The organism is Oceanobacillus sp. B139/18 (assembly GCF_055524595.1).
Window position 1 is genome coordinate 230,427 of the sequence record NZ_JBVFXI010000005.1, and the last position, 12,427, is coordinate 242,853.

The following is a 12,427-nucleotide window of genomic DNA, read 5'->3' on the forward strand; positions in this document are numbered from 1 at the left end:
ACGTGAAAAAGAGAAGGATGACAAAATGTCCCTTCTCTTTTTCAGATTATTAATATACTGTCTGAAACCAATCTTCCTCTTGTAGGGAGATAGACTGTTTATCTATTTAAATGCAGTAAATTATTGCCTTCCGTAACTGCTTTCTGATTTACAGGAAATACTTCCGCATAATCACCCGTATTGGTGATAATGATCATTACCGTTGGATCATAACCGGCATTTTTTATTCCATCGATGTTGAATGCTCCTAAAATATCGCCTTTTTTCACTTGCTGTTCTTGGCTTACTTTGCAATCAAAGCCTTCTCCATTCAGATTTACAGTATCAATACCGATATGGATTAAGATTTCTGCTCCTTGATCCGTACGAATTCCAAAAGCGTGCCCAGAATCATAAGTGACGGTAATCGTCCCATCTGCCGGAGCTACAATCAGCTGTTTTTCCGGATAAATAGCTATCCCTTTCCCCATCATCTCTGATGAAAACACCTGATCATTCACTTCCTGTAACGGAATAAGCTTTCCAGTAAGCGGGGAGCTGATTGTTACTTCGCCTGCTTGAACAGAAGTAGCTTCCGTATTCGTTTCATTTGCCGGTTCTTCCGGGCTTTTATCATTTTCTGGCGCAGCTAATTTTCGCTTTCCATAGATAAAGGTTAACGTAAAAGCAACTACCATACTAATGACAATACCAATCAGAAACATTGGAATCGAATTAGGTGCAATGGAAATGAAACCAATCACACTCGCCGGTCCCATTGCTACTGCAAGCACATGGAAAAAGCCGATAAATGCAGAAGCAATGCCTGCCCCAATCATTCCACAAATGAATGGAAATTTCAGTTTTAAGTTCACCCCGAAAATCGCCGGTTCTGTAATACCCAGCATCGCAGATACACTTGCAGAAGACGCCAGACCTTTTTGCTTTTTATTCTTTGTAACAAAGAAGATTGCCAGACATGCCGCACCCTGGGCTACGTTTGCCATGGAAGCAACCGGGAAAATAAAGGAACCGCCAGTGTTTGCTACATCCGCAAGCAGCATCGTTTCAATCGTCGGGAAGCTTTGGTGCAGCCCCGTGATAACAATTGCAGAATAGAACGTTCCGAAGATCCCTAAGCCAAATCCTCCTGTGGTCTGGTATAACCACACAAGACCGTCTGTTAATCCGTCAGACAAGGAACGCATCAGTGGTCCGACAAAAATAAACGTTAAAAATCCAGTAATAATTACCGCAAACATTGGTGTAAAGGTAAAATCAAATGCATTCGCCAGCCGTTTATGGAAGAACTTCTCAATGTTAGCCAAAATCCATGACACTGCCAAGACTGGCAATACAGACCCTTGATACCCAGCTTGTGCTACGTCCAGACCAAAAATGTTCCAGTAGCTCATTGTTCCGTCCTCAATCGCATTTGCTACCGCATAGCCATTGACTAAATCCGGCATAACCATGGCCATCGCCATTGCAGCACCTAAGTACGGATTACCGCCAAATCGCTTCGTGGCGGAGTAACCAATCAGAATTGGTAAAAAGGCAAATGGCGCAGAAGAAAGCAGATTAATAATACTGGCTACATCTTCAATGGCAGGAAACATTTCTACAACCGACTGCGGGCCGAATAAATCCGGAGATGTCAGCACATTATTTAAAGCCATCAATAAACCGCCCGCTACTAAGGCCGGAATAATCGGCACGAAGATGTCAGACAGTAATTTAATAAATGACATGATTGGATTCGGTTTTTTCTCTTCCTCCGATATTGCTTTCAAATCGTCTTTGGATACTTCTTGAATGCCTGTTGCATCTGTTAATTCTTTATACACTTTATTTACATCACCAGGACCGATAATAATCTGGAACTGACCATTTTGTTTAAACGTTCCTTTAATATCTGGATGATTATCTAATCCTTGCTGGTCAATATTTTCATCATCTTTTAAGACTAAACGTAAACGAGTTGCACAATGAGCGGCAGCTTGTATATTATCTTCGCCAAGCATTTTCAGGATATCTTCTGCAACCTGCTTATGATTCATGATTTCTTCCTCCCTGTAACCGTTTTTTTTATCATACAAACAAAAAACCAATATGTCAATCGTTTATCATATATTTCACTAATCATTTATATAAATGCTTTTAATTTAGATAATATTATGTTATACGTTTGACATATTAATGATTATTGCATATGTTCTATATAAGAAGTTTAATAGATATAAGGAGTTGAAAAAGTATGGAATTAATAACAGAATGGACGACACCTTTGCGTTATAAACCTTATCACCAATGGTCTAAAAGCTATCAGGATATGCTTGCGGCAGAGTTAGAGCAGTCCGGATGGAAGCTGGCATTTCATATTCAACCGAAAACCGGCCTCTTAAATGATCCGAACGGTTTCTCATTCTACAATGAGAAGTGGCATTTATTTTATCAGGCTTATCCATTTGGACCTGTGCACGGCGTGAAGTCCTGGTATCATATGGTATCGGATAATTTAGTTGATTGGGAGCAGCATGATTACGTTTTATTACCCGATTCTCCTTATGATAGTCATGGGGTTTATTCAGGCTCAGCGATGACAGTAGAAGACAAGCTATTTTTAATGTATACAGGAAATGTGCGTAACGAGGAGTGGGAGCGTCATTCTTATCAGCTGGGTGCTTGGATGAACACGGAAATGGAAGTAGAAAAAATAACGGAACCCTTAATCGATAGTCCGCCGGCAGGCTATACACATGAATTTCGGGACCCGCAGGTATTTCGTTATCAGAATCATTACCTGATGATGATTGGTGCCCAAACAAAAAATGAAAAAGGTGCGGTATTAGCTTACCAAAGCAGCAATCTGACAGATTGGGAATTGCTTGGTGAATTAGATTATACAACAGAAGAAATGGGCTTTATGGTGGAATGCCCTAATTTCGTTTTGGTAGACGGTCAGCCTGTGCTGCTGTTCTGCCCACAGGGTTTAGACAAAGACATTTCCTCTTATCAAAATATCTATCCAAATATGTATGTCATCGGTTCCTCATTTAATAAAGAGACGGTATCGATCGAAAACACGTCTGATTTAATCAACCTTGATGAAGGCTTTGATATCTATGCAACACAAGCATTCCAGGCACCGGATGGCCGTGTATTGAGCGTTGGCTGGATTGGGCTGCCGGAAATTGATTATCCTACCTTTGAAGAAGGATGGGCGCATTGCCTCAGTATCGTGAAAGAATTGTCCATCAAGGAAAATCATCTGTACCAAAAACCAGTTGCAGAAATGCAGGAATTACGGCAGAATCATCAGGAATTGCAGGGTTCTGCACAAGCATCCGATACGTTATTAAGCTCACCTGACAGCAATGTTTATGAATTAAAGCTCGAATTAAATGCAGGTACATCCGGCTCTTTATATTTATTTGCAGATAAGCAGAATAAAGAAGGTCTGAAGATTTCTTTCGATGCAAAACATGATACAATAAGCATGGACCGCAGTAAGGCAGGTATCCCTTTTGGAGAGTCCTATGGTTCCACTAGAACTGCTGCACTCAAAAGACAGGATAAGCTGACATTGCATATTTTTGCAGATCGTTCTGTCTGCGAGGTTTTTGTTAATGATGGCTATCGCGTCATCACGAGCCGTGTTTTTGTGAAAGACCCGCAGCAGACGCATATCTTCCTTCAAGGGTTTGAAGGGGATTATACGGGAGATTTCTGGACCTTACGCGAAATGAATGAGTAATAAGTAAAGGGTGAGAGCATCATGGGAGTTAAATTGACAGATGTAGCGAAAAGGGCAGGCGTTTCAGCAACAACCGTTTCACGGGTAATTAATCATTATGGCTACCTAAGCCAGAAAACCATCGATAAGGTACACAAAGCGATGGAAGAATTAAATTACCAGCCGAACTCGATGGCCCGCTCGCTGCAGGGAAAAGATACACAATTGATTGGTCTGATCTTCCCTACTGTATCTCACCCTTTTTTTGGCGAATTAGCATCCAAAATGGAGACAAAGCTATTTGAAAAAGGATATAAAACGATTCTTTGTGACAGCGCCAATAACAAGGAGAAAGAACGGGACTACTTAAAAATGCTCGCTGCTAACAAAGTAGATGGTATTATTGCAGGAGCGCATAATCTGGGAATTCCGGAATATGAAAATGTGGGGCTGCCTATTATTTCATTTGACCGTCATCTGGCAGAAGGTATTCCTATTGTCTCCAGCGACAGCTATCAAGGCGGCCGTCTGGCAACGGAGCAGCTCTATCAAAGAGGCGGCAGAAAAATTGCCATCCTCACAGGGACGAATGAATCCGATTCACCGACAAACAAGCGTCTGGAAGGCTATTTATCTGTATTAAAGGAGCATCAGTTAGAACCAATGGTTTACCACTTCCCCTTGGAGCATTCTCCATTTTTAAAAGCTACGGAAATTCGCCAGATATTATCCAAAGAGGATATAGACAGTATTTTTTGTACGGATGATTTAACAGCCATTTTGGTTCTTAACAAAGCGCAGGAATTAGGGATTAATATCCCGGGAGATTTAAAAGTAATTGGTTATGACGGGACGGAATTTATCCAAAACTATTTTCCGCAGCTGTCGACCATCTTACAGCCGATTGATCAATTTGTCGATCTCTTGATTGATTTACTGATGAAACGGATAAATAATGCAGATGTGGAGCTGGATAGTCTTTATCAATTACCTGTTAGATTTATGCAAGGCCAGACCAGCTGATTGTTTATGTAAATCGTTTCGCAGCTAATTAATTCCATAGATTATGAAACATAGTCGATATTCTTTCATTTATTTTGAATCTTTCCATTCAAACTTAAGTGACAGAAATCGGCTTTTTTATTTCCCTCCTATAATACTTGCAACACCTCTGTTGACATTTCCTGTTCATATTGCGTTCATATTCGCCCTATATACTTCTGGATATACGAAACATTCAGGAGGTTAGAGCAAGATGAAAATGGCATGGAAAGAAATGAAGAAAAATAAATTACGTTATACCATCCTGGGCTCGATTGTTTTTTTAATCAGCTTATTAACTTTTATTATATCCGGCCTGGCAAATGGGCTCTCGCAGGACAATGCTTCACTGATTAAAAATTTGCCGGGCGGGACGTTTTATATGGAGGAAGAAGCAGACGAAACCTACAGCTTCTCCAGTCTGTCAGAAGAGCAGCAGCAAGAAATAACAGAAGAACAGCCTGAGACCACGTTTTTCTCAATCCAGATGGGGAATTTTATCGACACTGCAGATAAACAGCGCAGCGTTGCTTATGTAGCAGCAACGGACAGCACCTATTTTCCAGAGGTCAACGCTGGCGATGTTATTTTAGATGCATCACTGGAAGAAGAAGGAATCGCGGTAGGAGATGAAATAACAAATGAACAGTGGGAACAGACATTGACGGTAGCAGGATTTGTAGAACATGAAAAATACAGTCACTCACCGGCGGCATTTATCAACCCGGATGATTTTCAAACGTTCTTCCATACCGACTCGATGCAGCTCGCATTTATCACGGGGGATGCACCAGCCTTCGAAAATCTGCAGGCTTTTTCAAATAGTGAATTTTTAAATACGATCCCGAGCTACAGTGCCGAACAGATGTCACTGAATATGATTGTCATCTTCCTGCTGGTTATCAGCGGGATGTTGTTTGCCATCTTTTTCTATATGATCAACGTTCAAAAGCTGGGTATTTACGGCATATTAAAGGCATTAGGTGTTAAGACAGGAAAGCTGTTTCAAATGATGTGGGCGCAGATGCTTATCATCTCTGTGATCTCGCTGATTTTATCTATTGTCATTAGCCAGACTTTCCAAGTACTGGCGCCAAGCGGAATGCCTTTTCATTTAACATGGCAGGCAACAGGACTGCTCTCTCTCGTTTTTATCATCATTGGATTTATCGGAGCCACGTTGTCCGGGATTCAAATTAAGCGAGTCGAGCCAATGCAGGCTATACAGCAAGGAGAGATGTAAAATGAGTTTATTTACGATAAAAAACGTGCAAAAAACATTTACTCACGGAGAGGTGAAAGAAGAGATATTAAAAGGGATTGATGTTACCCTGCCAGAAGGAAAAATTACTGCCTTAACCGGTGCTTCCGGTTCAGGCAAGAGTACCCTGCTGACCATTGCAGCAGGATTGCAGACAGCATCTGATGGGCAGATTTCCTTCGAGCAGCAACAGCTGACATCGATGCGAAGGGAAGAGCTCCGTCAAATTCGGGCGAAACAGTTTGGGTTTATTTTTCAATTTGCGCATCTGGTTCCCTTTTTAACCGTCCAGGAACAACTGTCTCTGATGCTGGAGACTGCGGAAACCCCTCTTTCCAAGCAAACGCAGAAAAAGGAAATCAGAGAGATTTTAGAACTGGTCGATATGTGGAAACGAAAAGATGCTTATCCGGCCTCTTTATCTGGAGGAGAAAAGCAGCGCATCGCTGTAGCAAGAGCGATTATTCACAGCCCTAAAATGCTTTTTGCCGATGAGCCTACTGCCAGCCTTGATTCCAAACGCTCTAAAGAAGTAATGACACTTATCCAAAGGCTCGCAAAGGAACGAAATATTACGGTTTTAATGGTTACACATGATATGGACATGTTGACCTTTGCCGATCATATCATTGAAATGCAAGATGGAAAAATCGTCCAAGATAAAACAATTTGAAGATAATGGCAGCAAGCTATTTTATATTAAAATAGCTTGCTGCCTATTCTTTTGCACTATATTCTCTTACCGTCTTCATCATCTCTTCCTCTGTCCAGATAGGTTCTACTTGATTGTGCACATCATGAAAGTTTCTCTCAAAAGCCAGGTCCACTAAATTCTTTTCCTTTTTATCAATGGCTTCCACGATAAGCTCATGGTTATAAAGAACACGTTCAAAATCTTTTTCATCCGTTATCATCCGGTAGCGCATCGATAAAATAATCAGGCATTCCAAAACAGGTCTTAAATTCGTCCACAGCATCATAATATGATGATGGTCAATGTATTTAATAACCGTTTCGTGAAATTCCAGATCTAGAAAAGAAAATTGATCTACATCTTTGTATTTGATTGCAATTTCCATCATCTCTAACGTTTTCCTTAATTCTTGAACCAGTGCATCTGTCTGCATTTTCAATAGACGTTCAAACGTAAAGGATTCCACCATTAAGCGGACATCATAAATTTCTTCAATATTTTTTTCAGAGATACCGACAACAACTGCACCCATCCGCTCGGATCGCACAAGATTTTCACTGGCCAGCACACGCAGTGCTTCTCGCACCGGAGAGCGGCTGACATCAAATAAAGCCCCCAGTTGATTTTCTGATAGTACCGTTCCTGCCTTGACTTCGCGGGAAATAATCCTCATTCTTAATTCTGCAAGCACTTGCTCACCCTTAGATTCCTTACTCAGCTGTTTCTTCGGATAAAATGTCTTCATGCGGCATATCTCCTTTATCAATCGATGAATACTTGTATACTAATATAGTGACATAACCTTTATATTTTGTAAACGTTTCCTGATGTAATCCTTCTTTTGACAGTGTGAAATCTCTATACTTTTTAAATTTGAAAAATATTTCAAAAAATAGATTGCCAGAAAGGGATTTCAAGGCTATAATTTTCTCATTGAGCTAGTTATTTTAATCGAAAAGAGGAGAAGAAATGAGGAAATCGACACAAATTTTTGCATTATTCTTATTTTTGTTTGTCGTTTTACCTGGGACTGCAGATGCGCAATCAAACAGCTTTCAAAAAGATTTGGAGAATTATTTAACGGAAATTAGTGAAGTACGCGGCTTTACAGTTACCAAAGAGGATATCACATTTTCGTTGTCGCTTTATGATTTCTATCTAGAGGACTTTGATACCGTCACCGATTTAAAAGACTTCTTAGGAGAGATCATCCATCAAGATGGTAACAATTTAAAACAGATTTATAGTGATTATAATATTGACCAGAGTACCCTCCGGGCAACCCTGGCTGAGTTTGGCGAAACCTTAGAGGATTATATTTTTTTAGATGATCTTTATATGAACACGGACTATTACTTATACAATTTAACACCCAGAGAGCCTGATTTTGACCAAAAACTTGCAGATTATCTGGCCGAAGCAACAGCAATCCGGGGCTTTCAAGTTACTTCTGACCATGTTGAAAATGCATTAGCTCTTTACGGATCTGAGTTAAATGATTTTAAGACGGTCGACGAGCTGTCCGACTTTTTAGGAGAAATCATCCATAAAGATTTGAGCAATGTCGGTCCTTATTTTGAAATGGCCACAGAAGATGTTCTGCAGCTTATCTCTGATAACGGGCTAGACATCCATAGCTATGTTTTCTTAGATGATTTATTCAACGATTTAGACGGCGAAATTATTTGGGAGGAGGATTTCTTTGATTTAAGCTTTTTTATGGAGGAGTTCGATTTAACAGAGGATGAACTGCTTCGTTTGGAAGAGCATATTCGGAGTATTCCAGACATCACCAGTGATGAAACAATTGCTAGAATGCTCAATTTAGCAGAACGCATGATGGCTTTTTCCGATTTTGAGAAAGCGACAGAATTAACGCCTGGACAAGTTACGGAGCTATTATCTATTTTCCATGAATTGATTGATATCTTTCAGTTCCATGTAGAATTTGTTCTTGTTACAGACGAAGGAGAAGAGCCGATCACCCTGCAGATACTATTCAGCTTAACAAAGCTCGAAAATACGGACTTGAAGGCGAATATTTATAACCTGCAAGGAGACTTTCTTGCTGACTTGATTATTTCCGGGGAAATAGTTGACGCTGATACGATTATAGATACTGGAAATGCGATTCAAAAGGAAGCAGACAAGAAAACAGAGCCTTCCGTCATCACAAGCCCGGACAAAGAACCTCCGGCAACAGAGGAGACTTCTTATGTGAAGGAATCTCCAAAAACAGCGGAAGCTGACGTGGACATGGAAGCAGCCTCAACAGTTGAAAGCGATAGGGATAAAAAGGAAAAGCTCCCTGATACTGCTTCTAATTATGCAGAAAAAGGAATCTGGGGACTGGCATTTATTGCAGCAGGCGGGTTCCTGCTGTTTTTAGCAAGAAGGCGCAAGCAAACCGTATAAATATTAATCAACATTTGCACATTGAAAAAGTAAGATATATTTGCTTATTCTTAAGTGCGGTTGAGATATAATTATTCCAGCCTGAACCAATCCATAGAAACCAAATCGCATAAATGATAAACTTAAAGAGAAATCAACTGGTTGGAAAGGCGGAATAATCAATGTCTATCAAACTGCAACGTATCTATGAAAAATCTAACGACTCTGGATATCGTGTATTAGTGGACTTAGTCTGGCCGCGGGGAATTTCCAAAAAAGACGCAGAGCTCGATGATTGGGCCAAAGAAGTAACACCTACGCCAGAATTACGAAAATGGTTTAACCATGACCCTGAAAAATTTGCAGATTTTAAATCAGCATATAAAAAAGAACTGCTAAATGATGATGAAAAATTAAAGAAATTAGCTGAACTCCAGAAACTGCAAAAGCAGCAGACACTTATTTTATTGTATGCTGCCAAAGATAAAGAACACAATCATGCCCTTGTATTAAAGGAAGTACTGGAAAGCAAACTCCCAAAATAATGCTATAAGCACAGCAAAAGCGTACCTTACTTCAGGTACGCTTTTCGCTATACATTAAAATTAACAATATACTTATGGATATCTGTCCGGTAATAAGCAACCGAATATTCTACCAGCCTGTCACGCTCGTCATAAGAAAAACGTTCCCGCTGCAGTAACGGCTGCAGCTCCATTTCCAGCATCTCTGCAACAGCCGGCTCCGGGATAGCCACGCTGAATTCATCCTTGAACCGAAAGAAGCGGATTCCCTCCTGATAGAGCATATCGTATAATGAATTGACAAAGACATTGGGATCATTTGGCAGGGAAATCGATGATGGAATATAATGCCTGAAATGAATGTAGGGCTTATCGTCTAATGTATAGAGACGTTCTACACAATAAGCGCCTTCCCCAGCTAAATCATGGATAGCAGGCAGGATAGCGTCTACTTTTTCCACCTCGATCAGCTTTTTACCTAATTGATGACCTTCCCCAATCAGATATTCAGAAAAACGCTGTCCTTTGGAAAGCTTCGAAACAGCCTGGTTCGCCAGTACTGTCGTCCCAATGCCGCTTTTTTTCTCCACATATCCTTCCTGAGCTAATTGTTCCACCGCCCGGCGAATCGTAATTTTACTCACTTCGAATTCTTTTTCTAATTCCGGTTCAGAAGGAATTAAGCTGTTTTTGGGATATTGTCCGTTAATTATTCGTTCCTTCAATATCTCCTTCACCTGTAAGTATAAGGATCCCTGTCTTAAATTTAGCTTCATTGTCATCTCTACCTTTCTATATCCAAATCCACTGTATGCGTGCCCGTCATTCCCCTTACTTTCACACTGTATCTCCTGATGAACGCATGCCCATGCTTGTTATATCTTTTTCTACTTTCTTATTATACCAAGAATCCTGCTCATACTAAAATTTGTAGTCAACCGGAAAGGGGTCCCTTCCCCCTGCTATTCATAGGAATAATGCTTTTCCAATTCAATATATTCATTACCGAGATAAACAGCCTGCGGTTTAATCACCTGGTTTGTGATGATTTCATTTCCCATCGAGTCAACCAGCGTTTTTTGTTGATGCTCGACAGTAAAAAAAGTAAATTCTGCATAAGAACCGCGGTGAAAATTACCTAGCTTCGGCTGCTTTAAAACCTGTGCCGGGATTTCTGTTACCGCACGGATAACCGCTTCCAATGAATAACCCAATGCCAGGAATTTCGTCAATGTTGCTGCTATGCTGTACACGGGGCCATTTATTTGATTTTCCTCATAAATATCCGTACTGATTGTATCAAAAGATATTCCTGATTCCATTGCTTTTTTGGCTACAGAAAAGGAAAAGCTTGATTTCCCATGCCCTACATCAAGATAGATACCTCTTTGGACGGCTTCCGCTAAAGCCGAGGCAACTTCTCCTCCAGGCTTTAGAATATGATTGGCGTGTTTCCCATGATAACAGTGTGTGAGAATATCCCCTTTCTTTAACAAAGGCAGTATCTCCTCCAGCATGGGCGGGGCGCTGCCTACATGGACCATGAGCGGCTTCCTGAGCGCTTTGCTGTACTTTACTGCCAGTTGCAGCGGTTTTAACCCATTATCCCCCACCACGCTGGCACTCATCCTCGCTTTTAACCCAATAATGAAAAAAGGATAATCAGCTGCCGTATTTTGTATTGCGTTCCAGGAAATATTATTTATATCTGCTAATTCATCCATTTGTTTTAAACCAATCCTTGAGATATTCAGAAAAGCATGCACTCTGGTTTTTGCCGCTTTTGCAATCTGGTGGAATTCCTCTATCGTATCTGCTCCGCTGCTTCCCGCATCGACTACAGTGGTTACTCCTGTTTGATAACCAATTTTATCAGGGACAGCGCAATAAGGCTTATATTTTGGAAAAGCATGTGTATGTAGATCAATCCACCCAGGCGAAACATACATCCCTTCTGCATCTGCCAGAACTGGATAAAAGCTGCCTGCATCTGCGACAACATCCTTGATTCGCCCATTTTCAATTAAAATATCTGCCTTTTGCCCATTCGTAAGTAATGCATTTTTAATCACCTGTACCATCGCCCGTCCCCCTCTGTCCATGCTTTTCTTTTATCACGGAAAACCGCCTGTAAAACTCCCGCTTCATGACGCTTCGTTTTATCTATTTTATTATTTCTAGACTGCCGCTTCATACTTTGCAAATGTTTTAGACACCCCCCACGTAATCAAGTAAGCGGAAAGGCTGCCTCCGAAAAAGAAAAGCACTGCCGGAAATGCTTGAAATATTAAATAACCGCCTGCACCAATACAAACCAGTAAAAATACCGTGAGTATCGGATGAACAATCGCAATAATTAGCGGCCATTTTAAGTACTGTATGGTACGCAGCTTAAAATGGACATAGACCGGAAATAAATAAACCAAGAATACAGCCAGCAGCGCAAAGGCGATCACAACGGAAAATTGGGCCATTTGATAGACTAAGGCGCTTTGTGCACCAAGTATTTGAAATTGTACCGAAAACAAGTAGCCAAGCGCGAACAATATAATACCAAGACCGTTCGCTTTCCAAAATTCCTGCCGGTAGATTTCCCAGAATACTGCAAACATCCGAACTTCCTCCTCGCCCCGCTGCCACTTGCGGACAACAGCGAACATCGCGACCGTTGCAGGCATAACTCCAAAGAAAAGAAGACCTGCCATCGTAAATAGAATCCATAATATATTCAGATAAGCAAAACGTGTTATCCAAATCGCAACGCTATAATATCCGCGAGCTACTTCTGCCATCATTAC

General features: G+C 40.8%; 11 protein-coding genes. 6 read left to right on the plus strand and 5 right to left on the minus strand.

What is annotated here, in order from left to right:
• Window positions 1–98: 98 nt before the first annotated feature.
• Window positions 99–2,039, minus strand: coding sequence for a sucrose-specific PTS transporter subunit IIBC (locus tag ACZSMY_RS16025; RefSeq protein ID WP_465147971.1), 1,941 nt, complete (start codon window positions 2,037–2,039; stop codon window positions 99–101).
• Between the two features lie 197 nt (window positions 2,040–2,236).
• Between ACZSMY_RS16025 and ACZSMY_RS16030 the strand changes: the two genes are divergently transcribed.
• The 4 genes from ACZSMY_RS16030 to ACZSMY_RS16045 all read left to right on the plus strand — a co-directional run bounded on the left by ACZSMY_RS16030 (window position 2,237) and on the right by ACZSMY_RS16045 (window position 6,690).
• Entirely contained in the window at window positions 2,237–3,736 is a 1,500-nt protein-coding gene (locus ACZSMY_RS16030; protein WP_289584483.1) for a sucrose-6-phosphate hydrolase, read from the plus strand.
• Between the two features lie 21 nt (window positions 3,737–3,757).
• A complete protein-coding gene (locus tag ACZSMY_RS16035; RefSeq protein ID WP_042529120.1) occupies window positions 3,758–4,738 on the plus strand; it encodes a LacI family DNA-binding transcriptional regulator in 981 nt (326 codons plus the stop codon).
• Window positions 4,739–4,970: 232 nt separating this feature from the next.
• Entirely contained in the window at window positions 4,971–5,999 is a 1,029-nt protein-coding gene (locus ACZSMY_RS16040) for an ABC transporter permease (RefSeq protein WP_193064480.1), read from the plus strand.
• Window position 6,000: 1 nt separating this feature from the next.
• Window positions 6,001–6,690, plus strand: a complete 690-nt coding sequence (locus tag ACZSMY_RS16045) for an ABC transporter ATP-binding protein (RefSeq protein ID WP_042529116.1) — start codon at window positions 6,001–6,003, stop codon at window positions 6,688–6,690.
• A gap of 43 nt (window positions 6,691–6,733) precedes the next feature.
• On the opposite strand, the gene ACZSMY_RS16050 is transcribed toward ACZSMY_RS16045, so the two are convergent.
• Window positions 6,734–7,456 carry a GntR family transcriptional regulator gene (locus ACZSMY_RS16050; RefSeq protein WP_042529115.1) on the minus strand — a complete coding sequence of 241 codons (723 nt, stop codon included), beginning with the start codon at window positions 7,454–7,456 and terminating at the stop codon, window positions 6,734–6,736.
• Window positions 7,457–7,680: 224 nt separating this feature from the next.
• Between ACZSMY_RS16050 and ACZSMY_RS16055 the strand changes: the two genes are divergently transcribed.
• Window positions 7,681–9,126: a processed acidic surface protein gene (locus ACZSMY_RS16055; protein WP_465147972.1), complete on the plus strand. Its 1,446-nt coding sequence runs from the start codon at window positions 7,681–7,683 to the stop codon at window positions 9,124–9,126.
• 161 nt (window positions 9,127–9,287) lie between these two features.
• Window positions 9,288–9,650 carry a DUF488 domain-containing protein gene (locus tag ACZSMY_RS16060; RefSeq protein ID WP_042529107.1) on the plus strand — a complete coding sequence of 121 codons (363 nt, stop codon included), beginning with the start codon at window positions 9,288–9,290 and terminating at the stop codon, window positions 9,648–9,650.
• Window positions 9,651–9,697: 47 nt separating this feature from the next.
• Here ACZSMY_RS16060 and ACZSMY_RS16065 read toward each other — a convergent pair whose 3' ends face one another.
• From ACZSMY_RS16065 to ACZSMY_RS16075, 3 genes are all read right to left on the minus strand, one after another.
• Window positions 9,698–10,411 (minus strand): GntR family transcriptional regulator, encoded by a 714-nt coding sequence (locus ACZSMY_RS16065; protein ID WP_306432771.1) that lies wholly within the window; start codon window positions 10,409–10,411, stop codon window positions 9,698–9,700.
• A gap of 180 nt (window positions 10,412–10,591) precedes the next feature.
• Entirely contained in the window at window positions 10,592–11,710 is a 1,119-nt protein-coding gene (locus ACZSMY_RS16070; protein WP_465147973.1) for an amidohydrolase/deacetylase family metallohydrolase, read from the minus strand.
• A 96-nt stretch (window positions 11,711–11,806) separates the two neighbouring features.
• On the minus strand, window positions 11,807–12,421 hold the full coding sequence (locus tag ACZSMY_RS16075) for a YesL family protein (protein WP_042529101.1): 615 nt from the start codon (window positions 12,419–12,421) through the stop codon (window positions 11,807–11,809).
• Window positions 12,422–12,427: the final 6 nt, after the last annotated feature.